The organism is Novosphingobium jiangmenense, from assembly GCF_015694345.1.
Classification (GTDB): Bacteria; Pseudomonadota; Alphaproteobacteria; order Sphingomonadales; family Sphingomonadaceae; genus Novosphingobium; species Novosphingobium jiangmenense.
The window spans coordinates 49,366-75,056 of record NZ_JADQDC010000017.1 but is presented as its reverse complement, the minus strand read 5'-3'; the positions used below and the strand labels follow the sequence as shown (position 1 = coordinate 75,056).

The 25,691-nt window shown below is 64.1% G+C and carries 32 protein-coding genes and 2 tRNA genes; 16 read left to right on the top strand and 18 right to left on the bottom strand.

Features of this window, described 5'->3' with window-relative positions; translation table 11 throughout:
• Positions 1–122 precede the first annotated feature (122 nt).
• The 4 genes from I2488_RS19900 to aroA all read right to left on the bottom strand — a co-directional run bounded on the left by I2488_RS19900 (position 123) and on the right by aroA (position 2,602).
• Complete coding sequence (locus I2488_RS19900) at positions 123–248, bottom strand: DUF4062 domain-containing protein (protein ID WP_196277202.1); 126 nt, start codon at positions 246–248, stop codon at positions 123–125.
• 145 nt (positions 249–393) lie between these two features.
• A complete protein-coding gene (locus I2488_RS18175) occupies positions 394–1,029 on the bottom strand; it encodes a (d)CMP kinase (protein WP_196277201.1) in 636 nt (211 codons plus the stop codon).
• Positions 1,026–1,283 (bottom strand): CBU_0592 family membrane protein, encoded by a 258-nt coding sequence (locus I2488_RS18170; RefSeq protein WP_196277200.1) that lies wholly within the window; start codon positions 1,281–1,283, stop codon positions 1,026–1,028. Before I2488_RS18170 ends, I2488_RS18175 begins: the two co-directional genes overlap by 4 nt.
• Positions 1,280–2,602, bottom strand: coding sequence for a 3-phosphoshikimate 1-carboxyvinyltransferase (aroA, locus tag I2488_RS18165; protein ID WP_196277199.1), 1,323 nt, complete (start codon positions 2,600–2,602; stop codon positions 1,280–1,282). Before aroA ends, I2488_RS18170 begins: the two co-directional genes overlap by 4 nt.
• A gap of 198 nt (positions 2,603–2,800) precedes the next feature.
• On the opposite strand from aroA, the gene I2488_RS18160 reads away from it, so the two are divergent.
• The 4 genes from I2488_RS18160 to I2488_RS18145 all read left to right on the top strand — a co-directional run bounded on the left by I2488_RS18160 (position 2,801) and on the right by I2488_RS18145 (position 4,811).
• Positions 2,801–3,118: a TIGR02300 family protein gene (locus I2488_RS18160; RefSeq protein ID WP_196277198.1), complete on the top strand. Its 318-nt coding sequence runs from the start codon at positions 2,801–2,803 to the stop codon at positions 3,116–3,118.
• 153 nt (positions 3,119–3,271) lie between these two features.
• A tRNA-Ala gene (locus tag I2488_RS18155) sits at positions 3,272–3,347 on the top strand.
• A gap of 166 nt (positions 3,348–3,513) precedes the next feature.
• Positions 3,514–4,104: a hypothetical protein gene (locus I2488_RS18150; protein ID WP_196277197.1), complete on the top strand. Its 591-nt coding sequence runs from the start codon at positions 3,514–3,516 to the stop codon at positions 4,102–4,104.
• The gene (locus tag I2488_RS18145) at positions 4,104–4,811 is read left to right on the top strand and encodes a COG3904 family protein (RefSeq protein WP_196277196.1); all 708 of its coding nucleotides are present in this window, start codon (positions 4,104–4,106) and stop codon (positions 4,809–4,811) included. The genes I2488_RS18150 and I2488_RS18145 overlap by 1 nt, the downstream gene beginning before the upstream one ends.
• A gap of 46 nt (positions 4,812–4,857) precedes the next feature.
• On the opposite strand, the gene I2488_RS18140 is transcribed toward I2488_RS18145, so the two are convergent.
• Positions 4,858–5,799, bottom strand: a complete 942-nt coding sequence (locus tag I2488_RS18140; protein WP_196277195.1) for an isopenicillin N synthase family dioxygenase — start codon at positions 5,797–5,799, stop codon at positions 4,858–4,860.
• A 64-nt stretch (positions 5,800–5,863) separates the two neighbouring features.
• Between I2488_RS18140 and I2488_RS18135 the strand changes: the two genes are divergently transcribed.
• The 3 genes from I2488_RS18135 (at position 5,864) to I2488_RS18125 (ending at position 6,989) form a co-directional block, all read left to right on the top strand.
• Entirely contained in the window at positions 5,864–6,307 is a 444-nt protein-coding gene (locus I2488_RS18135) for an EVE domain-containing protein (protein WP_196277194.1), read from the top strand.
• An 80-nt stretch (positions 6,308–6,387) separates the two neighbouring features.
• Positions 6,388–6,570: a CsbD family protein gene (locus I2488_RS18130; protein ID WP_196277193.1), complete on the top strand. Its 183-nt coding sequence runs from the start codon at positions 6,388–6,390 to the stop codon at positions 6,568–6,570.
• A gap of 161 nt (positions 6,571–6,731) precedes the next feature.
• Positions 6,732–6,989 carry a hypothetical protein gene (locus I2488_RS18125; protein WP_196277192.1) on the top strand — a complete coding sequence of 86 codons (258 nt, stop codon included), beginning with the start codon at positions 6,732–6,734 and terminating at the stop codon, positions 6,987–6,989.
• Here I2488_RS18125 and I2488_RS18120 read toward each other — a convergent pair whose 3' ends face one another.
• Positions 6,990–8,300, bottom strand: coding sequence for an MFS transporter (locus I2488_RS18120; protein WP_196277191.1), 1,311 nt, complete (start codon positions 8,298–8,300; stop codon positions 6,990–6,992).
• Between the two features lie 139 nt (positions 8,301–8,439).
• On the opposite strand from I2488_RS18120, the gene pgsA reads away from it, so the two are divergent.
• Positions 8,440–9,033 carry a CDP-diacylglycerol--glycerol-3-phosphate 3-phosphatidyltransferase gene (gene pgsA / locus I2488_RS18115; protein WP_196277190.1) on the top strand — a complete coding sequence of 198 codons (594 nt, stop codon included), beginning with the start codon at positions 8,440–8,442 and terminating at the stop codon, positions 9,031–9,033.
• A gap of 4 nt (positions 9,034–9,037) precedes the next feature.
• Here the strand turns inward: pgsA and I2488_RS18110 are convergent, their stop codons facing one another.
• From I2488_RS18110 to rnd, 4 genes are read right to left on the bottom strand one after another with little or no spacing between them, the layout of a single operon-like run.
• Entirely contained in the window at positions 9,038–9,334 is a 297-nt protein-coding gene (locus I2488_RS18110) for a CcdB family protein (protein ID WP_196277189.1), read from the bottom strand.
• A gap of 12 nt (positions 9,335–9,346) precedes the next feature.
• On the bottom strand, positions 9,347–9,598 hold the full coding sequence (locus tag I2488_RS18105; RefSeq protein ID WP_196277188.1) for a type II toxin-antitoxin system CcdA family antitoxin: 252 nt from the start codon (positions 9,596–9,598) through the stop codon (positions 9,347–9,349).
• A gap of 32 nt (positions 9,599–9,630) precedes the next feature.
• Positions 9,631–10,527: a hydrogen peroxide-inducible genes activator gene (locus tag I2488_RS18100; RefSeq protein WP_196277187.1), complete on the bottom strand. Its 897-nt coding sequence runs from the start codon at positions 10,525–10,527 to the stop codon at positions 9,631–9,633.
• Positions 10,528–10,533: 6 nt separating this feature from the next.
• Positions 10,534–11,751 (bottom strand): ribonuclease D, encoded by a 1,218-nt coding sequence (gene rnd / locus I2488_RS18095; RefSeq protein ID WP_196277186.1) that lies wholly within the window; start codon positions 11,749–11,751, stop codon positions 10,534–10,536.
• 140 nt (positions 11,752–11,891) lie between these two features.
• Here rnd and aspS point away from each other — a divergent pair, with 140 nt between their 5' ends.
• The 7 genes from aspS (at position 11,892) to I2488_RS18060 (ending at position 18,635) form a co-directional block, all read left to right on the top strand.
• Positions 11,892–13,673 (top strand): aspartate--tRNA ligase, encoded by a 1,782-nt coding sequence (aspS, locus tag I2488_RS18090; protein ID WP_196277185.1) that lies wholly within the window; start codon positions 11,892–11,894, stop codon positions 13,671–13,673.
• A 116-nt stretch (positions 13,674–13,789) separates the two neighbouring features.
• The gene (locus I2488_RS18085) at positions 13,790–14,026 is read left to right on the top strand and encodes an acyl carrier protein (protein ID WP_011444997.1); all 237 of its coding nucleotides are present in this window, start codon (positions 13,790–13,792) and stop codon (positions 14,024–14,026) included.
• Between the two features lie 134 nt (positions 14,027–14,160).
• The gene (gene fabF / locus I2488_RS18080) at positions 14,161–15,423 is read left to right on the top strand and encodes a beta-ketoacyl-ACP synthase II (RefSeq protein WP_196277184.1); all 1,263 of its coding nucleotides are present in this window, start codon (positions 14,161–14,163) and stop codon (positions 15,421–15,423) included.
• 11 nt (positions 15,424–15,434) lie between these two features.
• Complete coding sequence (gene mltG / locus I2488_RS18075) at positions 15,435–16,412, top strand: endolytic transglycosylase MltG (RefSeq protein ID WP_196277183.1); 978 nt, start codon at positions 15,435–15,437, stop codon at positions 16,410–16,412.
• Positions 16,413–16,639: 227 nt separating this feature from the next.
• Positions 16,640–17,179 (top strand): 2'-5' RNA ligase family protein, encoded by a 540-nt coding sequence (locus tag I2488_RS18070; protein WP_343071114.1) that lies wholly within the window; start codon positions 16,640–16,642, stop codon positions 17,177–17,179.
• On the top strand, positions 17,125–18,480 hold the full coding sequence (locus I2488_RS18065) for an adenosylmethionine--8-amino-7-oxononanoate transaminase (protein WP_343071113.1): 1,356 nt from the start codon (positions 17,125–17,127) through the stop codon (positions 18,478–18,480). Before I2488_RS18070 ends, I2488_RS18065 begins: the two co-directional genes overlap by 55 nt.
• Before the next feature lie 79 nt (positions 18,481–18,559).
• A tRNA-Thr gene (locus tag I2488_RS18060) sits at positions 18,560–18,635 on the top strand.
• Between the two features lie 35 nt (positions 18,636–18,670).
• Here the strand turns inward: I2488_RS18060 and I2488_RS18055 are convergent.
• A complete protein-coding gene (locus I2488_RS18055) occupies positions 18,671–19,585 on the bottom strand; it encodes an HNH endonuclease (RefSeq protein ID WP_196277181.1) in 915 nt (304 codons plus the stop codon).
• A 187-nt stretch (positions 19,586–19,772) separates the two neighbouring features.
• Between I2488_RS18055 and I2488_RS18050 the strand changes: the two genes are divergently transcribed.
• On the top strand, positions 19,773–20,291 hold the full coding sequence (locus I2488_RS18050) for a c-type cytochrome (protein WP_196277180.1): 519 nt from the start codon (positions 19,773–19,775) through the stop codon (positions 20,289–20,291).
• Positions 20,292–20,370: 79 nt separating this feature from the next.
• Here I2488_RS18050 and hemA read toward each other — a convergent pair whose 3' ends face one another.
• Genes hemA through puhA form a run of 7 tightly spaced genes read right to left on the bottom strand, consistent with a single transcriptional unit; the run spans position 20,371 to position 25,662 of the window.
• A complete protein-coding gene (gene hemA / locus I2488_RS18045) occupies positions 20,371–21,591 on the bottom strand; it encodes a 5-aminolevulinate synthase (protein WP_196277179.1) in 1,221 nt (406 codons plus the stop codon).
• Positions 21,592–21,638: 47 nt separating this feature from the next.
• Positions 21,639–22,418, bottom strand: coding sequence for a putative photosynthetic complex assembly protein PuhE (gene puhE, locus I2488_RS18040; protein WP_196277178.1), 780 nt, complete (start codon positions 22,416–22,418; stop codon positions 21,639–21,641).
• Complete coding sequence (acsF, locus tag I2488_RS18035; protein WP_196277177.1) at positions 22,412–23,500, bottom strand: magnesium-protoporphyrin IX monomethyl ester (oxidative) cyclase; 1,089 nt, start codon at positions 23,498–23,500, stop codon at positions 22,412–22,414. The genes puhE and acsF overlap by 7 nt, the downstream gene beginning before the upstream one ends.
• Entirely contained in the window at positions 23,497–23,787 is a 291-nt protein-coding gene (locus I2488_RS18030; protein WP_196277176.1) for a hypothetical protein, read from the bottom strand. The genes acsF and I2488_RS18030 overlap by 4 nt, the downstream gene beginning before the upstream one ends.
• Positions 23,784–24,281 (bottom strand): photosynthetic complex assembly protein PuhC, encoded by a 498-nt coding sequence (puhC, locus tag I2488_RS18025; RefSeq protein ID WP_196277175.1) that lies wholly within the window; start codon positions 24,279–24,281, stop codon positions 23,784–23,786. The genes I2488_RS18030 and puhC overlap by 4 nt, the downstream gene beginning before the upstream one ends.
• Positions 24,278–24,901: a photosynthetic complex putative assembly protein PuhB gene (puhB, locus tag I2488_RS18020; protein ID WP_196277174.1), complete on the bottom strand. Its 624-nt coding sequence runs from the start codon at positions 24,899–24,901 to the stop codon at positions 24,278–24,280. Before puhB ends, puhC begins: the two co-directional genes overlap by 4 nt.
• Complete coding sequence (puhA, locus tag I2488_RS18015; protein WP_196277173.1) at positions 24,898–25,662, bottom strand: photosynthetic reaction center subunit H; 765 nt, start codon at positions 25,660–25,662, stop codon at positions 24,898–24,900. Before puhA ends, puhB begins: the two co-directional genes overlap by 4 nt.
• Positions 25,663–25,691: the final 29 nt, after the last annotated feature.

Below are 25,691 nucleotides of genomic sequence, written 5' to 3'. Positions count from 1 at the left end.
GCGCAAGCAGAAGCTCGTTCTTCTCAGCTTCGCTCAGCACATGAAGCGGGGGTGGGGCCATCCCAAGGGTGAATCAAACTCCGAGTCACCGCGCAACCATTTTCTGCCAACCTCGTGAGCAGTTACGGAAAAAGCTCCATACCAGCGGGAATATGTCCAAGATCTAATATGCTTCGAATTGTATCTTGTCGCTCATCAACGAGATCGCGGAACGTTGAGCTTACGAAAATTTGATACTTCTTTGCCATACTAGGTGAGTACCATCTGGTTTGATCTTTGATGCGGTGTGCTAGGTAATCTGTAACAGGTATTGATCCGAGAAAAAATGGGGCGAGAAGAAGGAGGACCGAGAATTTCTCCGATCTTAACACCAAATTGGCCGGAAAACTTCTTTCAGTGGCTCTTTGGGACGCGCACCTGCTTCTCAACCAGCGCAATCGCCGTCGCCACGGCCATTTCCTTCGTCAGGTTCGACGTATCCAGCAGCGCCGCGCCCTCGGCCTGCCGCAGCGGGGCCTCCGCGCGGTTGCGGTCGCGTTCGTCTCGTTCCGCCAAGTCAGCTTCGATTTCGGCGCGTTCGACGTCCTTGCCGAATTGCTTCATTTCCACCCAGCGGCGCATCGCGCGTGCGCTGACGCTGGCGGTGACGAAGAGTTTGGCGTCGGCATGGGGGGCGATGACGGTGGCGATGTCGCGGCCGTCTAGGACGGCGCCGCCGGGTTGGTTCGCAAAGGCTTGCTGGCGTTCGAGCAGGGCGGCGCGGACGGCGGGGTGGATGGAGACGCGGCTGGCGTAGCCGCCGGTTTCCTCGCTGCGCAGTTCGGGGTCCGCCAACAGGCTTTCCGGGAAGGCGCAGGCGGCGAGGGCTGCTGCGGGATCGTCCGGGTTGCCGCCGCTCAGGAACACCTGACGGCCAACGGCGCGATAGAGCAGGCCGGTGTCGAGGTGGGGCAGGCCGTAGTGCGCGGCCAGCGCCTTGGCGATGGTGCCCTTGCCCGAGGCGGTGGGGCCGTCGACGGCGATGATCACGGGTTGGAACTCCGGTTGCGGAAGGCCTTGACCAGCCCCCATATCGCAATTGCCGCCCAGAAGAACTCCAGCACGAACGAGGCGGGGTTCATGTTGAACAGCAGCGAGATCGTCAGCAGCGCGGCGCCGAGCAGGTTGACGCCGTGCTGGACGAAGGGGTTGGGTCGGTCCTGCCGGGTGGCGTAGCCGTAGGCGAAGATGATGCAGGCGGTGCCGCAGAAGCCGACGAGGTTGGCCAGATCGTGGCTGGTCAACGCGTCGCGCCCTCGAGCAGGCTTTCGAAGACCGGGAAGCTGGTGGCGATGGGGCGGGTGTCATCGACCTCGACGCCGCGCTTGCTGGCGATGCCTGCGATGGCCATCGACATGGCGATGCGGTGATCGAGGTGGGTGACGACGCTGCCGCCTTCAGCCGTGCCCGGAAGCGGATCGCCGCCGGTGCCGTCGATGATCAACCCGTCCTCGGTTTCGGTGACGGTGGCTCCGGCCAGTTCCAGCGCGGCGCGCATGGCGCTGATGCGGTCGCTCTCCTTGACGCGCAGTTCTTCGAGGCCGGTGGTGACGGTGCGGCCCTTGGCGAGCGCGGCGGCGACGAAGAGGATGGGGAATTCGTCGACCATGCTCGGCACCACGGCGGGATCGACGTCGATGCCGGTGAGCAGCGAATGGCGAACGCGCAGGTCGGCCACGGGTTCGCCGCCCACGTCGCGGCGGTCGAGTTCTTCGATCGAGCCACCCATCAGGCGCAGGACGTCGAACAGCGCGGCGCGGGTGGGGTTGAGGCCGACGTTCTCGACCACGAGGTCTGACCCTTCGACCAGCAGCGCGGCGACGACGAAGAAGGCGGCGGAGGAGGGATCGCCGGGGACGACGATGTCCTGCGGGCGGAACTCGGCCTCGCCGCGCACCTTGATCACGCGCGCGCCATCATCGTCGATGTCGACGGTCAGCTCCGCGCCGAAGCCGCGCAGCATGCGCTCGGAATGGTCGCGCGTCGGGATCGGTTCGATGACGGTGGTCACGCCGGGCGTGTTGAGGCCTGCCAGCAGGATCGCACTCTTCACCTGCGCCGAGGCGACGGGGAGACGGTATGCGATGGGCACGGCAGGCGAGATGCCGCGAAGCGTGAGTGGCAGTCGGCCGCCGGGGCTGGCGGTGAACTCTGCGCCCATCGCCGAGAGCGGATCGATCACGCGGCCCATCGGGCGCTTGGACAGCGAGGCATCGCCGACGAAGGTCGCAGTGATGGGGTGGCTGGCGACGAGGCCCATCAGCAGACGCGTCGAAGTGCCGGAGTTGCCCATGTCGAGCGCCTGTTGCGGCTGGAGCAGCCCGCCGATGCCGACGCCGTGGACGTGCCACATGCCATCGGCGTCACGCTCGATCGTCGCGCCCATCGCGCGCATGGCGGCGGCGGTGGAAAGCACGTCCTCACCTTCGAGCAGGCCGGTCACGCGCGTCTCGCCCACGGCAAGAGCGCCGAGCATTATGGAGCGGTGGCTGATCGATTTGTCGCCGGGCACGCGGATGCGGCCCTTGAGCGGTCCATTGGCGGTGAAGCGGCGAGGGCGCATCTGGGCGGGATCGTGAGAGGACACGTCAGGACTTTCGGAGCGGGGAGGGCGGATAAGGCGCGCGGCTTTTGACAGCAGCGCGCCGCTATGGCAAGGCGCGCGCTCTCTTGATTCCGCGCACGTGCGGACCCATCAAGCGTGCAGTTTCTCCGCCCGGTGCGTATCCTAGTCCTGCCGGGCCAGACTTGAGGAAGTTTCATGGTCAAGCCGGAATGGGGCGCCAAGCACAGCTGTCCGAAGTGCGGCACCCGCTTCTACGATCTGGGCAATGCCGACCCGATCACCTGCGTCGAGTGCAAGTACACCTGGACCGCCGAGCCGGTGCTCAAGTCGAAGCAGCCGATTCCCTACGAGGAAATCCAGAAGGACAAGGTCGACGCCGCGCCTGACGTCGATCTGGCCGACGAGGATCTCGACATCGATGAGGACGGCGATTCGCCGGACAACGACGTCGACCTCGGCGGTGACGACGATCTCGGCGTTGCCGGCCACGACGGCGACGACGACGAAGTTTGATGTTTTCGGGGCCGGTTTCCGGACCGGCCCCAAAAAAATTCGGGCAGCGTTTTTTTCGTCTTGCCAGTCGCAGCAACCTCCCTTAGAGGCGCGGCTCCCGGCGAGAGACACCGCCGGAACGGTTCACCTCCCAGGGTGAATTCGATGGGAAATGGGGCCTTAGCTCAGCTGGGAGAGCGCCTGCATGGCATGCAGGAGGTCAGCGGTTCGATCCCGCTAGGCTCCACCATCCCTCCTTCGAAAGGCCGCCTCCGGGCGGCCTTTTGCGTATCGGCAGAGCGCAAGCAGGATGCGGTGTGATCGGTCCGCCGCGATGCGATTGACGAAGATCACAGCCTTGCTAGCGTCGGATCAACTAAAGGGCCGCACACCTCCTTTTTGCCGGAAGAGCTGTCATGCGCCGCGTCCCCAAGCCCACTGTCATTTCCTGCCGGATTGCGGCGACAATTGCCGCCGCTGCCCTTGTGGCCAGCCAGGCCTCGGCACAGTTCGGGGGCTTCAGCATTCCCTCTATCCCGCGCAGTTCTTCGTCGACGCAGAAGAGCGCCGATGGCTGTCCCAAGGGCAAGAGCAAGAGTGCGGGTTCTTCCGTGCTCGGCGGACTGCTGGGCCAGGGCATCGGGCGCGCGGCCAGTTCGGCCGGCATCGGCAGCTATTTTCCCTCGGCCGAGTTCGCCGATACGCTGACCAATGCCATTGCCTGCCGCCTCGATCCCGAAGAGCAGAAGCAGGCCGCCGAAGCGACCGTTGAAGCGACGCGGGGCGAGGAGGTGGGCAGCAGTTCGTCCTGGACCTCGAACACGCGCGAAAACGTCTCCGGCACCTCGACGATCACCGCGCGCAATGATGAAGTCGCTTCCAACGGCGCGACCGGGCGACAGTGCATCACGGTGACCGACGTGATCATCGTCAATGGCGAGGAGACCACTGCCAACAAGCGCATGTGCCGCGCGCCCGGCTCGGCACGCTATTCGCTGGCGGCCTGATGCGGCTGATCTTTCCGGTTCTGGCTCTGCTGCTGGCAACAGGGGCGACCAAGCCGGTCGCCATGGATCTTAAAAACCCGACCTGCCCGGAAAAGCCGGACTGGGGTGTGGCCAAGGCGATGACACTCACCGCAGCGGACAGGGGTGGCAAGCGCGTTCTGATCGCAGACGGCATCATTGACTCGCGCCTGCCCGAGCGACTGAAAGCCGCGATCGATGCCGACGAGCGGATCGAGGAGGTCTGGCTTAAATCGCGCGGCGGCGATGCCCAGGCCGGCAACCGCGCGGGCAAGGTGATTCGCTCCTACCCCGGCATGGTCACGCGCATACCGGCAGGCTGGACCTGCTTTTCGGCATGCAACTTCGTGTTCATGGGGGGCGACCGGCGCTTCGTCGAACCGGGGGGCATGTTCATGGTCCACATGTTCACCCACACCGGTGATCGCGACGTCATCGAGATTTCGGTCGATGAAGGAACCGAGGAGACCACCCGCCTGATCGGCGAGATCGAACAGGCGAGCGCGTTGCTGGCGAGCGAGGACAACGACTTCCTGATCCGCATGGGTATCAGCCGCAAGCTGCTTACCGAGGTGATGTACAGGCAGCAGGCGGTCGCGACGAAGGAAAACCCCTCGACGCGCTATTGCCTGAGCCAGGACGAGGTGCGGAAGTACAACGTGGTGCCGATGGAGCGACCTGCGGGATGAGAACGAGGTGCCGCGCTTCGTATGAGGAAGCGCTGCGCCAAATCCTCTACTTCTTCAGCCCGATCTCGCGCAGGCGTTCCTGCAGGTAGTCGTCCGCAGTGATCGAAACCGGGTAGCGGTCGGGGTTCTCGGCGGTGATGCATTGCTCCATCGTCCTGAACGGGAAGTCGCTGCGCAGGTGCAGGAAGAACGGCATCGAATAGCGGCTGTGCTTCGCCCGCTCGCCCTCAGGGTTGCGCACGCGGTGCGTGGTCGATGGCAGGACGTGGTTGGTCAGGCGCTGCAGCATGTCGCCGATGTTGACCACCAGCGCGCCCTCGGGCGGGGAGACGCCGATCCATTCGCCCTGCTTGGTCAATAGTTCGAGACCGGCTTCCTCGGCACCCAGCAGCAGGGTGATCAGGTTGATGTCCTCGTGCGCTCCTGCCCGAATCGCGCCAGGTTCGGCATCGGCAGGCAGCGGCGGATAATGCAGCAGGCGCATCACCGAGTTGCCGTCCTCGATCGCGGGATCGAACCAGTGTTCGTCGAGCCCGAGCCAGACAGCGATGCGCGAGAGGATGCGTGCGCCGACGCGGTCGAATTCGGCATAGAGCGCCTCGAACGTCTCGCGGAAGCCTTCGGGGCGGGTCGGCCAGATGTTGGGGAACATCGACATTGCGGCAAGCGGATGGTCCGCAGGCAGATCGCGCCCGACGTGCCAGAATTCCTTGAGGTCGTGGCGCTTGGCGCCCTTGGCGATTTCGGTGCCGAACGGGGTGTAGCCGCGCGCGCCGCCGAGGCCATCGATGTAGTAGCTGCGCTTCTCGTCTTCGGGCAGGGCGAAGACTTCGGCGGTGAGCGCCCAGGCGCGGGCAATCAGGTCGGCGTCGATGCCGTGGTCGCGCACCATGGCGAAGCCGAAGGTCTGGAAGGATTCGCCAAGGTCACGGGAAAGCGTTGCGGGCTCGCTGTCGAGCGAGATCACCGGCAGGGTTTGCAGGGGCATGGTGTTCCAGTTCGGAAAATTGTCGCTATGGAAACCGCCTGTAACGGGATTCGCGTGGGGTTTCATGACCAAAATCAACATATCCGACACCACTGGCCGCAACCTCTGGCTGATGAAGTCCGAACCGGACGTCTATGGCTGGGACGACCTTGTCGCCGAGGGCGAGGGGACGTGGGACGGCGTGCGCAATCATCTGGCCGCGCGCAATTTGCGCACCATGCAGGCGGGTGACCTGGCGTTCTTCTATCACTCGAATATCGGCGTCGAGGTGGTCGGCGTGATCGTGATCAGCCAAGGTGGCCTGAGCGATCCTACCGATCCCGAAGGCAAGTGGGCCGCGGTCAAGGTCAAGCCGGTGCAGAAGCTGCCGCAGACGGTAACGCTCAAGCAGATCAAGGCCACGCCCGAGCTTCAGGAGATGGACCTGATCCGCCTTTCGCGATTGTCGGTGGGGTCAGTGCGACCGGACGAGTGGAACCTTATCCTGCGTATGGCTGGCGCGCTCTGAGCCGGAACCAGGGCTCTCGCAGGGCGTATTGATCTTCGTGAAAGCGATGAAACATCGCTGAAAAATCAAGGAGATCGACGATGGGTGAACTGACCGATCGGGCCAAGGGCCTTGCCAACGAAGCGATTGGCAACACCAAGCAGGCTGCCGGCAAGGCCACCAACGATGCCAGCCTCCACGCCGAGGGCGTGGTGCAGGAACGCAAGGGCGAACTCGATCAGGCCAAGGGCAAGGTCAAGGGCGCGCTCGGCGACGATATCTGAGCGCTCACGACGCGTTTTTGACCGGCAGGCCGGTCACCGGAGGCCGTCCCGCATGGGGCGGCCTCTTTGCATTTCACGGGGCTGTCCCGAACAGGAACGGTGACAAAATTCGCTGCGACGCCGGGATACCGGAAGGTGAATAAAGCGTTAAGATGCTCAACATGACCACGTCGTCCAGCACCGCCTTTGGCACTTCGCGCCATCCGTTCCGGGCAAGTTTGCCGCGCCATGCGCTGCGCGAACTGCCGCGTCATGAGCCCGAGGTGATTGCCGCGATGAAGCGCGCGGAAGCGCTGCTGCGAGAGACCGATATCCGGTCCGAGCCGGTCAACCTGCGGCGCATCTCGATGCAGGACTTGCGCGATTTCCTGATCGCCTACTGCGCCTGCTTCCTGGCGATCATGGCCTTTATCGCCTGATCAGGCTGCCTTTGCCGCCTTCTCAGCCCGATAGAGCAGATAGCCGAGCCATGCCGAGACCACGCACATCGCCGCGCCCAGCAGCAACTGGTCGACGATCGCCACGCTCGCAGCGCTGAGGCCGACAGCCAGCAGCGAGCCGATTACCATCGCGCCCGAATTGACGATGTTGTTGGCCGCGATCGTGCGGGCGGTTTCCGACTTGTCGACCACCGTCGTCAGGAAAGCGTAGAGCGGGACGACGAACATGCCACCCGCCACGGCAATGCCGAGCAGGCACAGCAGCAGCGGCACGGCGAGTGGCTGCGCGATGAATGTCGAGACGTCCATCAAGGGCATGCCGGGATGGGCGGGCCAGTAATCGCAGACCTCGTGGAAGGCGGCGATGAACACGCCCATGACGATCACTGAAGCCGGCGAATAGCGCGCCGAGACCGTGCCCTTGAGCAGCGCGTTGATCGACATCGAGCCGATCGCGATACCCACCGAGAACATGACGAGGAACAGGCTGGCCACTTCCTTGCTGGCCGAAAGCACGTTCTTGGCCAGCGGCGGGAACTGGATGAACAGCACTGTTCCCACCGTCCAGAAGAAGCTGATCGCGACGATGGCCATGAACACCTGCCGGTGCCGCGTGGTGTTGCGGATCAGCCGCCACGACGAGGTGAACACGTTGAAATCGATCTTCTGGGCTTCGACCAGCGGCGGGGCCGGGGGAACCTGTCGGCCGGAAAGATAGCCGATCAGTGCGGTGAAGACGACGCCTCCGGCCGCAACCTCAACCGGAATCCAGCCTGCCAGAATCGTCCCGGCAAGAATGGCGATATAGGTGCCTGCCTCGACGAGGCCAGTTCCGGCCAGTACCTCACCCTCGTGCAGGTGCTGCGGCAGGATGGCGTACTTGATCGGGCCGAAGAACGTGGAATGCACGCCCATCGCCAGCAGCGCGGCGAGCATCAGCGGAATTGCGATCTGCTCGACCTCGAAGCCCATCCACGCGAGCACCAGCCCGGTTCCGCCCACCAGCATGATGGCGATCTCGCAGGCCTTGACGATCCGGATGATCTTCGCCTTGTCGCGCATGTCGGCCAGTTGCCCCGCCAGCGCGGAAAGCAGGAAGAACGGCAGGATGAACAGGCCCGAGGCGATGGCCGAGAAGCGGGCTTCGGCAGCTTCCGAATTGTAGACGCTGTACACGACGTACAGGACCATCGCGTTCTTGTAGAGATTGTCGTTGAAGGCCCCCAGCAACTGGGTGACGAACAGCGGCAGGAAGCGGCGCGTGCGCACCAGATGCGTCGATGTTGTCATTTACCTTCTTGCCAGCATCTTTCCTTGCCCGCACCCTTAGCCCGATGAGGCACGCGGGCAAGAGCATTTCGGTCGATGAGGCGATAGTTGGCGAATGTTGCGATTCCGTTTGCCGCTTTCCGGCGTTAAGGCTGGCAAGATGCTGACGCTGCCCAACCTGCTTACGCTGTCACGGATCGTGACTGTTCCCCTCCTGGCAGCGCTGCTGTGGTGGCCTGAATGGCGGCTGGGTTACGGCCTCGCCTTCGGTGTCTACTGCCTGATGGGCGTGACCGACTACTTCGACGGCTACCTCGCGCGGGCGCAAGGTGCGGTCAGCAAGCTCGGCATCTTCCTCGATCCTATCGCCGACAAGATCATGGTCGCGGCGGTCATTCTGGTGCTGACCGCACAAGGCATCCTGCGCGGGCCCTACGTCGGCGACATGCATGTGATTGCAGGTCTGGTCATCCTGCTGCGCGAAATCGCGGTGTCGGGCCTGCGCGAGTTTCTCGGTGGCATCCAGGTCTCGGTCCCGGTCAGCCGCCTCGCCAAGTGGAAGACGACGTTCCAGATGATCTGCCTCGGCGCCCTGATCCTCGGGCAGGCGCTGCCCGGCTGGCTAATGACCGTTGGGGGTTTCACTGTGAACGTGCCCCACACCGTTGGCCTGACTACGCTATGGGGCGCGGCGGTGCTGACCGTGATTACGGGCTGGGACTACCTGCGCGTCGGCCTCAAGCACATGGATTGACCCGTCAGAACCCGGTCAGCAGCATATCCAGCGCAAGCGCGATACGGTCCTGCTCGGCGGCAAGGGAAAAGACCTTTTGTTCCAGCTCTCGTCTGGGAACGGCGGCAAGAAACTGAGTCACCATTACAAAGCGCACGTCATCTAGCACGAAGACCGGATTGAGACGGGCAGCAGGTTTCGGGGCATCACGTTCCACGATCAGCGGGACGACAATTCTCGTGGAAAGTTCGGTGAGCAAGTCTGCCTGACAATCGAGCAGAAGGCTGCCGTCGCGCCCGCGAAAAACGTCGAACCTCGCCATGTGATGCGCTCGTCAGAACTGGCGGTGGCGAGCTAGCGGCAGACCGTGGCGTTCGACCCAGTCGTTCGAACTGGCGAGAGCTTCTGCATTGTCGATCTGCCACTGGCGTGCATGAGCCTTGGCAATTTCGCTGGCCAATCCCGCCTCACAAGCGCGTGAAAGATTTATGCCAAGCCGGCGGGCTTCCTCAACTAGGCTGGATTCGAGCGAAACATTGGTCGCCTTGCGTTGCGCTCGCACGAAATCGTGATCATGTCGGGTCATATGCGCAGGTTTGTGCGCATTAAGCCCAGCAGTCAATCCGCCCGCAGCTCCTGCGCCAGCATCCGGAACTCCTCGGCACGCGGGCTGTTGCGGCGCCAGACCAGCGCGATGTCACGCCAGGCATGCTCTGCCTTTAACGGGCGGGCGACGATCTGGGTGTTGGCGAGGATGCCGGCGTCGATCGCCATTTTCGGCAACATTGTCACGCCCAGACCGTTGTCCACCATCTGCACCAGCGTGTGCAGGCTGGTGCCGATCATCGTGGCGTTGGCGCGCATTTCCGGACGGTTGCAGGCGGCCAGCGCGTGCTCCTTGAGGCAGTGTCCGTCCTCGAGCAGGAGCAGGCGGTTCTCGTCGATCATGCTGGCCGTGATCGAGGCAGGCGGATCGCGCGGGTCGTCCTTGGGGAAGGCGACGAGCAGTTCGTCCTTGAACAGCAGTTCGGTCTCTACCTCGCCCGTGGCGTAAGGCAGGGCGAGCAGCACGCAATCGGCACGGCCATGGTGGAGCGATTCGATTGCGGCAGCGCTCGGCTCCTCGCGCAGGAACAGCTTTAGTTGCGGGCGCTCCTTGCGCAGGCGCGGGAGGATGCGCGGCAGCAGGAATGGCGCGATCGTCGGGATCACGCTCATGCGCAGTTCGCCGGCCAGCGGCGCGCCGTGGCTCTGCACCAGTTCCGACAGTTCCTCTGCCTCGCGCAGCAGCCGGTGCGCCTTGGCGACGACCTGATTGCCCAGCGGCGTGAAGCGGACGACGCGGCGAGTGCGCTCGACCAGCGTTACGCCAAGCAGCGATTCGAGCTCACGCAGGCCTGCCGAGAGCGTCGATTGCGATACGAAGCAGGAATCGGCCGCCTTCCCGAAGTGCCCATGTTCGTGCAGGGCAACGAGATATTGCAACTGCTTCAGCGTGGGCAGGTAGGTGCTCATGAGCGGTTATTCGTCCACGTGGACGACGACTTCGGGCGCTTCCGAGGAGCCGCCGATGTCGTCGATGTGGGCCATCTTCAGCTTGCCGTTGACCACCGCGAAGGCGAGCTTGCCCTCGACCAGTTCCAGCGCATCGCGACCGAACTGTTCGAAGCGCCAACCTTCGAGAATTGGCAGGTTCTTGCGCTGTCCGGCGGCGAGGAGCTCGAGGTCGTCCGTGCGGGCCAACAGACGCGCGGCAATGTCGATCTCGCGGCTCCGGATCTTGAGCAGCAGCTTGAGCAGGTCGGCCACCAGCGCGCCTTCCTTGCCGAGCGGTGCGCCGCGCGGCGCCTTGGGCGGCATTTCGGCCTCGGTCAGCGGCTTGGCATCGGCCAGCGTCTGCATCAGGCGGCGGCCGATGTCGTTGTCCTTCCAGCCTGTCGACAGTCCGCGCACCTTGGCGAGATCGTGCTGGTCCTTGGGCGGGTGGCTGGCGATGTCGGCCAGCGTTTCATCGCGCATCAGGCGGCCGCGCGGGATGTTCTTGTCCATCGCCTCGCGCTCGCGCCACGCAGCCAACGCCTTGAGCCGGCCGAGAACGGCGGGGTTGCGGCTTGGCGCGCGGATCTTCTGCCAGACCGTTTCCATGTCCGTCCGGTAGTTCTCCGGATCGGCCAGCTTCTCCATCTCGATGTCGAGCCATTCGCCGCGGCCCGTCTTGATCAGACGCTTCAGCAGCTTGGGGAAGATCTTCGACAGGTGCGTCACGTCGCCGATGGCATATTCGATCTGCCGCTCGGTCAACGGACGGCGCGACCAGTCGGTAAAGCGCGCGCCCTTGTCGATCGAAAAGCCGAGCCACGATTCGACGAGGTTGGAATAGCCGATCTGTTCCGACTGGCTGACCGCCATCATCGCGATCTGCGTATCGAAGATCGGATGCGGTGTCTTGCCGGTCAGGTTGTAGATGATCTCCACGTCCTGCCCGCCAGCGTGGAAGACCTTGAGCACGTCCTCGTTCTCGCACATCAGGTCGAGCAGGGGGGAGAGGTCGATGCCCGGCGACAGCGGATCGATGGCTGCGGCTTCCTTGTCATCGGCGATCTGCACCAGGCACAGTTCCGGCCAGTAGGTGTTCTCGCGCATGAATTCGGTGTCGACCGTGATGAAATCGGCCTTGGCCAGACGCTCGCACAGATCGGCCAGAGCGTCGGTCGTCGTGATCAGGGGATGTATCTTCATCGGTCTTTTCTGTATGGCGCGCCGGTAAGGGCGACCCGGTGGTGCTCCCGTCAGGGAGCGCGGCTTGACAAATGCGCGGCCATCGCCTGTTAGCCGCCCATTCCCCCTGCCCGATTGCAGACCGATTGGAAAGAGTTTCGATGCACCTTTACCGTTCCCATACCTGCGGCGCTCTTACGCGCGGTGATGTCGGGCAGACCGTCCGCCTTTCGGGCTGGGTGCACCGCAAGCGCGATCATGGCGGCGTGCTGTTCGTCGACCTGCGCGATCACTACGGGATGACCCAGATCGTCGCCGACGCTGACAGTCCGGCGCTGCCGATCCTTGAAGCGCTGCGCGTGGAATCGGTCGTGACGATCGACGGCGAGGTCAAGGCGCGGTCGGAAGGCACCATCAATGCCAACCTGCCGACCGGCGAGATCGAAGTCTTCGCGCGCGGTGCAACGGTGCTTTCCGCTGCCGAGGAACTGCCGATGCCGGTGGCCGGCGAGCAGGAATATCCGGAAGACATCCGCCTGCGCTATCGCTTCCTCGACCTGCGCCGCGAGACGCTGCACGCCAACATCGTCACCCGCACGAAGGTCATCTCGGACATGCGCCGCCGCATGGAAGGCGCTGGCTTCACCGAATATTCGACGCCGATCCTCACGGCATCCTCGCCCGAAGGTGCGCGCGACTTCCTCGTGCCGAGCCGCATCCATCCCGGCAAGTTCTACGCGCTGCCGCAGGCGCCGCAGCAGTACAAGCAGCTGCTGATGGTGGCGGGCTTCGACCGCTACTTCCAGATCGCCCCCTGCTTCCGCGACGAGGACCCGCGCGCCGACCGTCTGCCGGGCGAGTTTTACCAGCTCGACCTCGAAATGAGCTTCGTAACCCAGGAAGAAGTCTGGGAGACGATGGAGCCGGTGATCGGCGGGGTGTTCGAAGCGTTTGCAGGCGGTCGTTCGGTCACGCCGACCGGCAGCTTCCCGCGCATTCCCTATGCCGAAGCCATGCTCAAGTATGGTTCTGACAAGCCTGACCTGCGCAACCCGATCATCATCTCGGATGTCTCGGAAGAGTTCACCCAGTCGGGCTTCGGCCTGTTCGAGAAGATCGTCGGCACCGGCGGCGTCGTGCGCCTGATCCCGGCACCGGGCACCGCGGACAAGAGCCGCAAGTTCTTCGACGACATGAACGACTGGGCGCGTTCGGAAGGCCATGCCGGCCTCGGCTACGTTACCCGCAAGGGCGGCGAGTTCGGTGGCCCGATCGCCAAGAACCACGGCGCCGACAAGATGGCCGCACTGTTCGACAAGCTGGGCCTCGGCCCGGACGATGGCTGCTTCTTCGCCGCTGGCAAGGCCGAGCAGGCCGCCAAGCTTGCCGGCGCCGCGCGCACTCGCGTGGCCGACCAGCTTGGCCTGATCGACAAGGACCGCTTCGAGCTCTGCTGGATCGTCGACTTCCCGTTCTACGAATGGGACGAGGACAACAAGAAGGTCGAGTTCAGCCACAACCCGTTCTCGATGCCGCAGGGCGGGATCGAGGCGCTGAACACTCAGGATCCGCTGACGATCAACGCCTTCCAGTACGACCTGGTCTGCAACGGCTTCGAGATCGCCTCGGGCTCGATCCGCAACCAGTCGCCCGAAACCATGGTCAAGGCGTTCGAGATCGTCGGCCTCTCGAAGGCGGACGTCGAGGAGCGCTTCGGCGGCCTCTACCGCGCCTTCCAGTATGGCGCACCGCCGCACGGTGGCATGGCCGCTGGCGTCGATCGTATCGTCATGCTGATCTGCGGCGCGCAGAACTTGCGTGAAATCACGCTGTTCCCGATGAACCAGCGCGCCGAGGACCTGCTGATGGGCGCGCCCTCTCCGGCCGCACTCAAGCAGCTGCGCGAGCTCAACATCCGCGTGGTCGAGCAGACAAAAGGCTGAGATGGACAGGGCGCGCGTTGAGGTGATCCACAGCGCGCCTCTTGCCAGCGCCCTTTGCGTTGATTAGGGCGAACTCCGAACAGATAACCAACCGCTTTCCTTCGAAGGGGCATTTCATGAGCGATACCGCCGACCGCGTTAAGAAGATCGTTGTCGAGCACCTCGGCGTCGAGGCTGACAAGGTCACCGAAGAAGCCAGCTTCATCGACGATCTGGGCGCTGACTCGCTCGACATCGTTGAGCTCGTCATGGCGTTCGAAGAAGAATTCGGCGTCGAGATCCCCGATGATGCGGCCGAGAAGATCTCGACCGTTTCGGACGCGATCAAGTACATCGACGAAAACAAGGGCTGATCGCCCACATCCCCCTTTTGCCCTGAGCGTGTCGAAGGGCTGCCAAGGCGCATAACGCCGGGCAGGGGAGGACTTCGGCAGGCTCAGCCCTATTTCAGGGGCTGGGCCTGTTTGCTTATTTTCCGGAGATTTCAATGCGTCGTGTCGTCGTAACCGGACTTGGCCTCGTCACCCCGCTGGGCGCGGACGTGGAAACCGTGTGGAAGAACCTGCTCGCCGGCAAGAGCGGGGCGGGCCTGATCACGAAGTTCGACACCAGCGACCAGAAGTGCAAGATCGCCTGCGAGGTGAAGCCGGCTGACCACGAGTACGGCTTCGATGCCGGCAAGCGCGTCGATCACAAGATCCAGCGCCAGGTCGATCCCTTCATCGTCTTCGGTATCGACGCCGCCGGTCAGGCGCTCGAAGACGCTGGCCTTGCCGACATGGACGACGATCTCAAGATGCGCACCGGCTGTTCGATCGGTTCGGGCATCGGCGGGCTGCCGGGCATCGAGAGCGAATCGATCGTCCTGCACGAGAAGGGCCCCGGTCGCGTCTCTCCGCACTTCGTCCATGGCCGTCTGATCAATCTGATCTCCGGCCAGGTCTCGATCAAGTACGGCCTGATGGGCCCGAACCACGCCGTCGTCACCGCCTGCTCGACTGGCGCCCACTCGATCGGCGACGCTGCACGCATGATCAAGGACGGCGATGCCGACGTGATGCTGGCAGGCGGCGCGGAAAGCACGATCAATCCGCTGGGCGTCGCCGGTTTCGCCCAGGCCCGCGCGCTCAACTGCAGCTACAACGACCGTCCTGAAGAAGCGAGCCGTCCTTACGACAAGGACCGCGATGGCTTCGTGATGGGCGAGGGCGCTGGCGTCGTCGTGCTCGAGGAGTACGAACACGCCAAGGCGCGCGGCGCGAAGATCTATGCCGAAGTCGTCGGCTATGGCCTGTCGGGCGATGCCTATCACGTCACCGCGCCGCACCCGGAAGGCAAGGGCGCCGAACTCGCCATGCGCATGGCCATGCGCAAGGCCGGCATGGAGCCTGGCGACATCGACTATGTGAATGCCCATGGCACGTCGACCATGGCTGACACCATCGAACTCGCTGCCGTCAAGCGTGTGCTGGGCGATGACCTTTCGGGCGCATCGATGAGCAGCACCAAGTCGGCCATCGGCCACTTGCTCGGCGGTGCTGGCGCGGTCGAGACGATCTTCTGCATCCTCGCCATCCGCGACCAGATCGTGCCGCCGACGCTCAACCTGCACAATCCCGACGAAGGCACCGAGGGTGTCGACCTCGTGCCGCTCAAGGCCCGCCAGCGGAGGGTCCGCGCGGCGCTGAACAACTCGTTCGGCTTTGGCGGCACCAACGCCAGCGTGATTGTCAAGGCGATCGAAGACTAAGGACGCAAGCGATGGCCCGCCGTCGTCGATCAGGGCTGCCGCTGCTCGCGGCAGCCTTCGTCCTGCTGGCCGCCGCCGCGTGGCTGGTCGGCGGCTGGTATGCGTCCGGCCCGCTCGAAAAGCAGCTCGAATTCGATGTCGGCGAGGGTGAAGGCCTGAGCCTGCTCGCCGATGACCTGCAGGCTGAGGGCGCGATCGGTTCGGCCACGCTGTTCAAGCTGCGCGCGAAGCTGCTGGGCGGCGGCACCGACATCAAGGCGGGCTCGTTCCTGATTCCGAAGGGCGCCAGTGAGGCGACGGTCCTTGAAATCCTCAAGGGCGACAAGGTCATCCGCCGTCTGATCACCATCCCCGAAGGTATGCCCTCGATCCTCGTGGCCGAGCGTTTGTCAGCCAACAAGGACCTTACCGGCGCGATTTCGGCTCCCGAGGAAGGTTCCGTCCTGCCCGACAGCTATGATTGGCAGAAGGGCGAGCCGCGCGCGGCGGTACTGAAGCGCATGCAAGCGGCGATGGACAAGACTCTCGCCGAACTCTGGGCCAAGCGCAGTCCCCGCACTGTCGCCAAGACTCCGCAGGAAGCGCTTATCCTTGCCTCGATCGTCGAGAAGGAAACCGGCAAGCCCGAGGAGCGGCGCATGGTCGCCGGTCTCTATTCCAACCGGTTGCGCAAGGGCATGCTGCTCCAGGCAGATCCGACGATCATCTACCCGATCACCAAGGGCAAGCCGCTGGGCCGCCGCATCCGCCAATCCGAAATCCAGGCGGTCAACGGCTACAATACTTACACGATGGTCGGCCTGCCAGCAGGGCCAATCACCAATCCGGGCCGTGATTCGATCGCCGCCGTGCTCGATCCCGCCGAAACGGATGCTTTATTCATGGTGGCTGACGGCACCGGCGGGCACGTCTTTGCCGACACGTTGCAGCAGCATAATGCCAATGTTGCCAAATGGTTCGCCCTCCGAAAGGCGCGCGGCGAACTCTAGCGCCGCCAGCGCGGTGGTGTCAGCCGTGCTGGACACCTTCTTCCATTATCGATTCTTCGCGCCTAGGCTTTACCATGGAGGCACGGGAGGAGCTTGCTCCTCCGGTATCCGGGGAACATTCCGGCTGTGCCGGACAGTGGACGCATGCCGCTGCCATGGCTTTGCCGAATGTTCCCGCTTTCCCTGTTTCGCTTGAATTCGGGCAGGATACTGCGCAGGCAGATGGCGTGACGCTTCCCTCCGGCCTCCCCCCGCTGATCGTGACCGCGCTGCTGCCGCCTGACCTTCAGGCCTGGGCAGATCGCCTCCGCCGCGAACACTATCCGCCTGAACGCAATCAGCTTTCTGCCCACGTCACCCTCTTTCATGCGCTTCCCGGGCGACTTGAGGACGAGGTGCGCGAACGCCTTTCTCGCCTTGCTGCGATGACGCCACCGCTTGAAGCGACACTGTCCGGCGTGATGGACCTCGGAAGCGGCACTGCGCTGCGCATCGAATGTCCCGAGATGCTGGCCCTGTACAGCGAAATTGCCGAGCATTTCCATGGCATGCTCAGCGCGCAGGACCAGCAGGCGCCGCGTCTCCACGTGACCATCCAGAACAAGGTTGCGCGCCCCGCAGCCCGTGCCTTGCAGGACGCTCTGGCAGCAGACCTGCGCGGTCGCCGCTTTGCCTTTGCAGGAATTGCGCTCCATCGCTATCTCGGCGGCCCGTGGGAGAGCCTGGGCCGATGGTCGTTCCGGGCATCTCCCCGCCGCAAGGCCTGACGATCGAGGACAGCACAGCGATGACCGCACCCGAGTGGTACACCAAGGGCCGCGAGCACGTCTGGCTGCCCTATACTCAGATGAAAACGGTGCGGCCCCCGCTGCCGGTGGCATCCGCGCGCGGCACCCGGCTGACGCTGACCGATGGCCGTGAACTGGTCGACGGCATCTCCAGCTGGTGGGCCTGCGTTCACGGCTACCGCCATCCGCACATAGAGCAGGCCGTCGCCCGCCAACTCGAAACCCTGCCGCACGTGATGCTCGGTGGCCTTGCGCACGAACAGGCCTATACCTTGGCCCGGCGGCTGGCCGGCTTGCTGCCGGGCGATCTCGACCACGTCTTTTTCAGCGATTCCGGATCGGTTGCAGTCGAAGTCGCGATGAAGATGGCCGCGCAATTCTGGCTGAACCTTGGCCAGCGCCGGGTAAAGTTCCTCTGCTTCCGCGGCGGTTACCACGGCGACACGTTCGCGACGATGAGCGTGTGCGACCCCGACGAGGGCATGCACAGCCTGTTCAAGGGCGCACTGCTCGAACAGATCGTGGTCGACCTGCCGCGCACGGCCGAGGATGAAGCCGCGCTTTCCCGGCTGCTCGAACAGCATGGCACGGGCCTCGCCGGCATCGTCGTCGAGCCGCTGGTGCAGGGCGCGGGGGGCATGGTGTTCCACGATCCCTTCACGCTGCAGGCGCTGCGGCGACTGGCCGATGCCCACGATCTCCTGCTCATTTTCGATGAAATCTTCGTCGGCCTCGGTCGCTTGGGCGATGCCATGTTCGCCTGCCAGATCGCCGGCGTGCAACCCGACATCGTCACCCTTTCGAAGGCTCTTACCGGAGGCACGCTGCCACTTGCCGCTACCATCGCCTCGCGGCGGATCCATGAAGGTTTCCTGTCCGACGATCCGATGCATGCGCTGATGCATGGGCCCACCTACATGGGCAACGCCATGGGCTGCGCGGCGGCCAACGCCTCGCTCGACCTGTTCGAAAGCGAGCCGCGTCTGGCCCAGACCCAGGCGATCGGCGCGCAACTCCGCACGCTGCTCGAGCCTGCTCGCGGGTTGCCCGGCGTGAAGGACGTCCGGGTGCGCGGCGCCATCGGCGTTATCCAGCTCGATCGCCCCGCACCAGCTGATCTGCTCTCGGCCAGTTGCATCGCCAATGGCGTCTGGCTCCGCCCCTTCCGCGACATTCTTTACACCACGCCGCCCTTGATTGCCGACGAAGATGACGTTGCGCTGATCGCCAATGCCATGGTCTCGGCCGTGAGCGATTGGAGCACCGGGATCGCTCCCTGAAACATTGCTCCCCACGCACCGAAAAAGGGTTGCCTCGCCCCCCACTGCTGGCTAAACGGCGCCCCTGCCCAAGAGGCACGCCGCTTTAGCTCAGTTGGTAGAGCACATCATTCGTAATGATGGGGTCACGTGTTCGAGTCACGTAAGCGGCACCATTCTCTCTCGAACATCACAGTATTCGGCTATTGCTTCACGCCTTGAAGCAGTGTTGCCGATGCCATGCGAGGAAGGCCGGATGTGGCCGGTCCAGTGGGCGGATCGGTGGTAGTGCATGGCCGCTGCGATTGATCAGGGATCGGATGCTGTCGGGGTCGTTGGCCTGACGGCTCACCAGGATTTCCAGATCGTCCGTCAAGCTCACCAAGCCGCGATCGAACATCCAGTGCACTGTTCCAGAAAGCGCAAGGCCATTTGAGGCAATGTCGGGGCCGCCGTGCTCGACAGGTCGGATGTGCGCTGCCTCCACTTCGGCACGACCGCCGCCGTTTATCAGCCTCAGGCCCGTTATTGCGCACCGCGAGTCGTAGGCCGCGAGAATACGCCGCCGGAACATCCGGTCTCTGACTGCTCGTGAGCCGAGATAGTCGATCCTGTCACGCTCGACCTCATGCTGGAACGGCACTTGCGTATCCTGCAGCCGGCCCTCGCGCCGAATGGTTGCCATGTCCGCATCGCCGGTACGCGGAAGAAAGTCGGCGCTCTCTGCCAGGCCCAAATCGACTATCCGGTTGAAATCCTGGATCGACAGTGGGCGAACTGCCGATTGCGCCCGTCCGGAAATCTTGCCGCCATCGTTGAGCACGCCTCGCTCCACGATCCCCGACGCGCCATTGAAAGGAACCGGATTGGGAAAATCGAGATACGTTCCTGGCTCTATCAGCGCCAGATACATCCCGGCGAATGAGGGATCGGGAACGATGCGCTCGATCTTTGCCGCCGCAAAGTAACCACGGCTGGAACGTATCTTCGACGGTTCGAGATAGATGACCCAGTCACCGATACATTCGCTGGCACGGCGCAGATACTGCTTGGGAAACTGGTAACGCTCGGCAGGACTGTCATCGTAAATCGAATCCGATCGGTGGATGAACACGCCTTTGGCCATGCGACATGGATAGACTCTGGCGGGCCGTTGGCAACCATTGCGAATGGCTGGCCGGTTCCCCGTTTCCGACCGCTCTTCCGGCTTGGTTTCAGCCCGAAATGCCGTGTTGCACGCACGTGGATGCCGTGTTTTACTCTCCCACCGTTCGATCCAGATGCGCTTCGATACGGAACAAGGGTGGATGCATATGAAGCAAGCTTTTCAATATCTTGCGCTTACCTCGGCGACCCTGCTCCTCGCGTCTTGCGGTGGCGGGGGCAGTGCTGACAAGACCGCGGCCGATTCTGCGGCAAAGCCCGCCGAGACCACTGCGGCTGCGGCGCCCGCGCCAACCGCAAGTGCTGCCGCTCCGACGGCCGATTCAACCGATACGCTCGATGGTGCCACGCTGGCCTCGCTCACCGGCGATGCGGCGCATGGCAAGACCATCTTCACGCAGTGCAAGGCTTGCCATGCCATCGAGGCCGGCAAGAACATGATCGGTCCGTCGCTCGCTGGCGTCGTCGGCCGCAAGGCCGGTTCGGAAGCGGGCTACAGCTATTCTGCCGCAAACAAGAACAGCGGCATTACCTGGACTGCCGAAAAGCTGTTCCAGTACCTCGAAAAGCCGCAGCGCGTGGTGCCGGGCACCAAGATGTCGTTCGCCGGTCTGCCCAAGGCACAGGACCGTGCAGACGTGATCGCCTACCTCAAGGCGCCAAACTGAGCCTGGCGGCCTGATCGGTCACTGCAAAAAAAGGGGCGTGGACCGTTGAAGTCCGCGCCCCTTTTTTGATGTTCGCAGGTCAGGCTGCAGCCGAACGACGCGCCAGTTCGCACTGCGACCAGATGTCGCTCAGCGCATGGATCAGCTTGTCGACGTCGCCATCGCTGTGCACCGGCGATGGCGTGATGCGCAGGCGTTCGGTGCCGCGCGGCACGGTCGGGTAGTTGATCGGCTGCACGTAGATGCCGTGGTTGTCCATCAGCCAGTCGCTGATGCGCTTGCACTTGTGCGGGTCGCCCACCATCACCGGGATGATGTGGCTAGGATTGGGCAGGTGCGGAATGCCGATCGCGTCAAGCCGGCGGCGCACCGTCGCCACGCGCTCCTTGTGCCGCGCCCGCTCCATCTCGCTCGCTTTGAGGTGACGGATGCTGGCAGCGGCGCCCGCAGCGAGGGCGGGCGGCAGAGCGGTCGTGAAGATGAACCCGCTGGCGAATGTGCGGATGAAGTCGCACAGCGCTTCGGATGCGGCGATATAGCCGCCCATCACGCCGAACGCCTTGCCCAGCGTGCCTTCTATCACGGTGATGCGGTCCATCAGGCCTTCGCGTTCGGCGACGCCGCCGCCGCGCGGACCGTAGAGGCCCACCGCGTGAACTTCGTCGATGTAGCTCATGGCGCCGTGTTTTTCGCAGACGTCGAGGATTTCGGCGATCGGGCCGATGTCGCCGTCCATCGAATAGACGCTCTCGAACGCCACCAGCTTGGGCACGTCGGGACCATATTCGGACAGCAGTTCGTCGAGATGGGCCACGTCGTTGTGCCGCCATACCCGGCAGGTTGCGCGCGAATGGCGGATGCCCTCGATCATCGAGGCGTGGTTGAGCGCGTCCGAGAACACCACGCAGCCCGGGATCTTCGCGGCAAGGGTGCCGAGGCCCGCCCAGTTCGAGACATAGCCCGAGGTGAACAGCAACGCCGCTTCCTTGCCGTGCAGGTCGGCCAGTTCCTGTTCGAGCAGCACGTGGTGATGGTTCGTGCCCGAAATGTTGCGCGTGCCGCCCGCGCCCGCACCGCATTCGTCGAGCGTGTTGTGCATGGCTTCGAGCACGGCCGGGTGCTGGCCCATGCCAAGGTAATCGTTCGAGCACCACACCGTGACCTGCTCGGTCCGATCGTCGACATAGCGCGTGGCGTGCGGGAAGTTGCCGCACTTGCGCTCGATCTCGGTAAAGATCCGATAGCGCCCTTCACCCCGGACCGCGTCCAGTTCCCCCTGGAAGTAGGCTTCGTAATCCATGTCGTCGGTCCTCTTCGTGTGTTCTCGTTAGAGTACGGCTTGTCGCATCAATTGGCGGGGCGGCGCGTAGGCAGTGCCCACCCCCACAGTGCCCCGTCGCGGATCGGCAGGGCCAGAAACAGGTGTTCGAGTGCGCCCAGAGCGGCGAGCGCGAAGAGCAGGCTGGCGCCTGATGCACTGGCACTGCCCTCGGGCGCATTGATCGCGCTCAAACCGAGCCACGCTGCAAGCGCGGAAGTCGCTGCAATCGCTAGAAAAAGTTCGAACCCCAAGCGGCGTGGGCCGAAGTAGGTCTTGAGGTAGGCAAGGTGCGGCGGGAAGATCTCGGTGCTCATGTTCGGCACGCCGAAGAAGATCACCAGCTTGGTCGAAAGCCGCATCGCCAAGAGTAGCGTGAAGGTCATCGCGCCAATCTGGTTGGCCGCGTTCCAGCTCACGGAAATGAGCCCGATCGCGCTCAATGCCAGCGCAATCTCGTGCCAAGCCACCGCGCTGACGGCATGGAAGAAGCGCTCGATCCCCTGCGCTCCCTCGGGGCAGGGCTCGCGACGAGGCCCGGTGATCGCCCCCGTCAGGAACGTGATCTCGTGCCACGACCAGATCAGGATCGCCCCGGCGAACGCGGCATAGACCCCTGTCAGCGTCGGCTTGTTCATCGACCAGGCCACCACCGCCAGCCCGCCAACGCCCGCAATCCCCGCCAGCATCAGGCTGCGCGGGAAAGTGCGGCGTTCGCGGTTGTCCGCCCATGCGATCAGACCGGTCGCAAGGAACCAGACCACGATCGTGGCGATCACCGGCAGGACGTGGCCGGTCCAGCTTACCACGCGGGCTGCATCCGCACGGTGGCAGGCAGCTCGTTGCGGCGGGGGCGCAGCAGATACATCCGCGCGAAGTTCGCAGCCGCGCCCAGCGCACCTGATGCGCGCATCAGGGCGCCCGAAAGACCACCACGCTTCTTGCCCGCATCGATCCTCTGGCTCGCCACAAGCAGGCGCTTCATCGCGCGGCGGAAGCGCGGATCGTCAGTGTCGAGCTCGACCGGGAAGACCTGACGGCTGATCGCGGTGCAGATCTCGAACACCCGGTAGTCGTAGGTCTCGGGATCGAGCCCGAGCGCCTTGTGGAACACCGGGCGTGCATGGTCGCGAACGTACATCGTCGAATAGACCGCAAGCAGGAAGAACCGCACCCACAGCTTGTTCATGCCGGTCAGCAGCTTGGGGTCGGCGCGCAGCAGCAGCGCGAAGGCCTCGCCGTGGCGGAACTCGTCGTTGCACCAGCTTTCGAACCAGTTGAAGATCGGATGGAAGCGCAGTTCCGGGTGCGCGGCCAGCTGGCGATAGATCGCGATATAGCGCGCATAGCCGATCTTCTCGGACAGGTAGACCGAGTAGAAGATGAACTTCGGCTTGAAGTAATGGTATTTCTTGGCCTTGGTCAGGAAGCCCAGATCGATGCCGATGCCCGCATCTTTCAACGATTCATTGATGAACCCGGCATGGCGGCTTTCATCGCGCGCCAGCAGCTTGAACAGCAGCTTCATGTCGGGGTTCTTCGTGCGCCGCGCCATCTCGGCATAGAGGATGCAGCCCGAAAACTCCGAGGTCAGCGAACTTACCAGAAAGTCGATGAACTCGGCCCTCAGTTCGGGCTCCAGCCCCTCGATCACCCCGGCAAAGCTTTCCTGGCGCTTGAAGTGCTTCTTGTTGGGATCGCTGACCATTTCGGCCATCAGTTCGTCCCACTCCTCGCGCACCAGCGAGACGTCGATGGAATCGAGCGCGGCAAAGTCGGTGGTGTAAAAGCGCGGGCTCAGCACGGTTTCATGCTGCACCATCTTGTGCACGTCTGGCTTGGGCGCGCGCTCCGGCGCTGCCACAGGACGTTCGAGTGTGATCGCGTTCATCTCAGGCTCCCAGGATTGAAGCTGACCTCGTAAAGCTCGGTCAGGCCAAGGTAGGCGACAAGCCGCATCCAGCCCCGTAGGAGGGGGCCTGCACGAACGACGGTTGCCGTCCGCTCGAACACGGCGCTTTGCCCAAAGGCCACGCGGATCGGTTCGCCATGGACGCGAACCTTGTCGCCGGGCTCGACGGTCAGGTTGCCCGCCAGCTCGACATGCGCGTGGAAATGCGCCTCGCTCTGCTCCACCGCCACGCGGCAGGGCACATCGAAGGCGCGGGCGCGGATCATGCCTGATTGCCCTTTGCCGGGGTTCCGCTCAGGAACCTGGCAAAGGCGGCCCGGTTGGTCGCGCCGAACGAGCCAAGCTCGATCGCACGCCCCGTCGCCGGGTCGCGCAGCGAGAGCGATCCGTTCTCCCACTGCGTCAGTTCGAAGGGAGCCGCTGGGCCGATCCCCTTCATCTTCCGTTCGCGAGCCATGCCGCGCATCACGCCGCGCACGAACCCGCCACCATCGTTCTCGCCGATCATCACGGCGAGCGTCGAACCTGCATCTGCGTCCTTGACCACGACCGCACCGTCCGCCCGGTCCTCGAAAGCGAGGTGCCGCACTTCCAGCGCCGCCACGTTGTCCCGCGCACGCGACGCGGCCGGCACGGCCTCGCGCTCGAGCACGCCGACGCGGACCAGCGCGGTCAGCGCCAGCGTCGTCGCCACCAGCGCGCCTGCCAGCATCAGCGCCGGGCGAGGGACGGTGTTTTCGTGGTCATGGACAAGACTCATGCCGCTGCTCCCTGCAGGCCATGGTCGCGCACGGGCGCGGCCTTGGTCCGCACCGCCGCGGCTTCGTTCGGCACCACAGCGGCGCAAGCCTTTGCCAGAACCTTTGCCGCAACTTCTGCATCGGGCAGGGCACGCAGCATCGGACTCGGCTGGCCCAACCGCCAGGGCCGGGCATGCGGCCAGAGCATGGCGAAGCCGAGGCGATGACGACCGACCAGCGTCAAGGCAATGTCGCCATGCCCGCCACCTTGCGGCCGCAGGTCCGCCGATCCGATCAGCGCCAGCGGCAGGTTCACGCACTTGTTCAGAGCCACGCCGATGCGCAGCACCACGCGGCGGTTGGTGATCGTGTAGACCGTGGTCCGCGCCACGGCGATCGAGAACACCGCCAGCAGCCCTTGCGTGAGCGCCCCGCCGACCACCGCTGCACCAGCACCGAACAGCTTGCCGGTTGCCAGACCCAGCAGTGCCAGCGCCGCGAAATAGCCGCTCACCCAGCGGGTGTGCAAAGCGCTGCGGGCGAAAGTCCGCCAGTCCGGCGAACCCTGCCACAGGATGCTTTCACCAGCGGGCAGATCGCCCGGCAGCCCGCGGATCGGCTCGTGGTCGTACTCGCTCATATCAGCGGTTCCAGGCGGTTTTCGTTGGCATAGAGATAGCCGGTGCCGAAGTAGGCCACGGTCCGCTCTTCCTCGTAGCGGGTGATCTCGCCGGGATTTGAGGGGAAGGGGGCTCCGGCGAAGTCGGCGGCGTTGATCGCGCTGATGATCACCGCGTTCTTCCTGACCGCGGCCATTGCCATCGGGGCGAGGACGGTCTTGCCGCCGGTGTCGACGGCAAGGTAGCGCACCATGTGCTCGGCCCGGTCGACCCACAGGTCGGACACGACGCCAGCCTTGGCACCGTCTGCGCCATAGACCGGAAGGCCGCGCGGATCGGTGCTGGCCGAGGCCACGCTGATCTCGGGCACCACGCCCATCGGCACGATGCGCGGGTTGCCGTTGGCGTCGATGTCGGGCCACTTGGCGCGGTTGGCGTAGGAGCCGGGGCCGACCCCTGCTTCGAACACGTCGCCAACGGGCGAGAGCGGCGCTCCGCCAAAGTTCTCGCGGCGCTTTGCCTTGACCTCGAAGTCGTCACGGCTGCCGTTGGGAACCGATACCGTGCCCTTGTCGAAGGGCAGGATGAAAGTCTTGGGAGCTGCTGCCGAAAGCGGCCCGCCCTCGGCCAGCGTCCGGCCGGTCAGCGCATCCTCAAGCGGATAGCCCTCGCGGCGATCTTCGCGGCGCAGCCAGAAGACCAGCGCGATGAAGAAGCCGATGAATGTGATCATTGCGATCTGTGCGGCATCGATCGTGCCGACGATATTGCCGTAGTTCATGTGCGTGTCCTCTTCGCGTTCCTTTGACC

Excerpts from the sequence above, each read along its gene's own strand:
- I2488_RS19900 (WP_196277202.1), bottom strand. The coding sequence starts at position 248 with ATGGCAAAGAAGTATCAAATTTTCGTAAGCTCAACGTTCCGCGATCTC.
- aroA (WP_196277199.1), bottom strand. The coding sequence starts at position 2,602 with ATGCGCCCTCGCCGCTTCACCGCCAATGGACCGCTCAAGGGCCGCATC.
- I2488_RS18160 (WP_196277198.1), top strand. The coding sequence starts at position 2,801 with ATGGTCAAGCCGGAATGGGGCGCCAAGCACAGCTGTCCGAAGTGCGGC.
- I2488_RS18150 (WP_196277197.1), top strand. The coding sequence starts at position 3,514 with ATGCGCCGCGTCCCCAAGCCCACTGTCATTTCCTGCCGGATTGCGGCG.
- I2488_RS18145 (WP_196277196.1), top strand. The coding sequence starts at position 4,104 with ATGCGGCTGATCTTTCCGGTTCTGGCTCTGCTGCTGGCAACAGGGGCG.
- I2488_RS18140 (WP_196277195.1), bottom strand. The coding sequence starts at position 5,799 with ATGCCCCTGCAAACCCTGCCGGTGATCTCGCTCGACAGCGAGCCCGCA.
- I2488_RS18135 (WP_196277194.1), top strand. The coding sequence starts at position 5,864 with ATGACCAAAATCAACATATCCGACACCACTGGCCGCAACCTCTGGCTG.
- I2488_RS18130 (WP_196277193.1), top strand. The coding sequence starts at position 6,388 with ATGGGTGAACTGACCGATCGGGCCAAGGGCCTTGCCAACGAAGCGATT.
- I2488_RS18125 (WP_196277192.1), top strand. The coding sequence starts at position 6,732 with ATGACCACGTCGTCCAGCACCGCCTTTGGCACTTCGCGCCATCCGTTC.
- I2488_RS18120 (WP_196277191.1), bottom strand. The coding sequence starts at position 8,300 with ATGACAACATCGACGCATCTGGTGCGCACGCGCCGCTTCCTGCCGCTG.
- pgsA (WP_196277190.1), top strand. The coding sequence starts at position 8,440 with ATGCTGACGCTGCCCAACCTGCTTACGCTGTCACGGATCGTGACTGTT.
- I2488_RS18110 (WP_196277189.1), bottom strand. The coding sequence starts at position 9,334 with ATGGCGAGGTTCGACGTTTTTCGCGGGCGCGACGGCAGCCTTCTGCTC.
- I2488_RS18105 (WP_196277188.1), bottom strand. The coding sequence starts at position 9,598 with ATGACCCGACATGATCACGATTTCGTGCGAGCGCAACGCAAGGCGACC.
- I2488_RS18100 (WP_196277187.1), bottom strand. The coding sequence starts at position 10,527 with ATGAGCACCTACCTGCCCACGCTGAAGCAGTTGCAATATCTCGTTGCC.
- rnd (WP_196277186.1), bottom strand. The coding sequence starts at position 11,751 with ATGAAGATACATCCCCTGATCACGACGACCGACGCTCTGGCCGATCTG.
- aspS (WP_196277185.1), top strand. The coding sequence starts at position 11,892 with ATGCACCTTTACCGTTCCCATACCTGCGGCGCTCTTACGCGCGGTGAT.
- I2488_RS18085 (WP_011444997.1), top strand. The coding sequence starts at position 13,790 with ATGAGCGATACCGCCGACCGCGTTAAGAAGATCGTTGTCGAGCACCTC.
- fabF (WP_196277184.1), top strand. The coding sequence starts at position 14,161 with ATGCGTCGTGTCGTCGTAACCGGACTTGGCCTCGTCACCCCGCTGGGC.
- mltG (WP_196277183.1), top strand. The coding sequence starts at position 15,435 with ATGGCCCGCCGTCGTCGATCAGGGCTGCCGCTGCTCGCGGCAGCCTTC.
- I2488_RS18055 (WP_196277181.1), bottom strand. The coding sequence starts at position 19,585 with ATGGCCAAAGGCGTGTTCATCCACCGATCGGATTCGATTTACGATGAC.
- I2488_RS18050 (WP_196277180.1), top strand. The coding sequence starts at position 19,773 with ATGAAGCAAGCTTTTCAATATCTTGCGCTTACCTCGGCGACCCTGCTC.
- hemA (WP_196277179.1), bottom strand. The coding sequence starts at position 21,591 with ATGGATTACGAAGCCTACTTCCAGGGGGAACTGGACGCGGTCCGGGGT.
- acsF (WP_196277177.1), bottom strand. The coding sequence starts at position 23,500 with ATGAACGCGATCACACTCGAACGTCCTGTGGCAGCGCCGGAGCGCGCG.
- I2488_RS18030 (WP_196277176.1), bottom strand. The coding sequence starts at position 23,787 with ATGATCCGCGCCCGCGCCTTCGATGTGCCCTGCCGCGTGGCGGTGGAG.
- puhC (WP_196277175.1), bottom strand. The coding sequence starts at position 24,281 with ATGAGTCTTGTCCATGACCACGAAAACACCGTCCCTCGCCCGGCGCTG.
- puhB (WP_196277174.1), bottom strand. The coding sequence starts at position 24,901 with ATGAGCGAGTACGACCACGAGCCGATCCGCGGGCTGCCGGGCGATCTG.
- puhA (WP_196277173.1), bottom strand. The coding sequence starts at position 25,662 with ATGAACTACGGCAATATCGTCGGCACGATCGATGCCGCACAGATCGCA.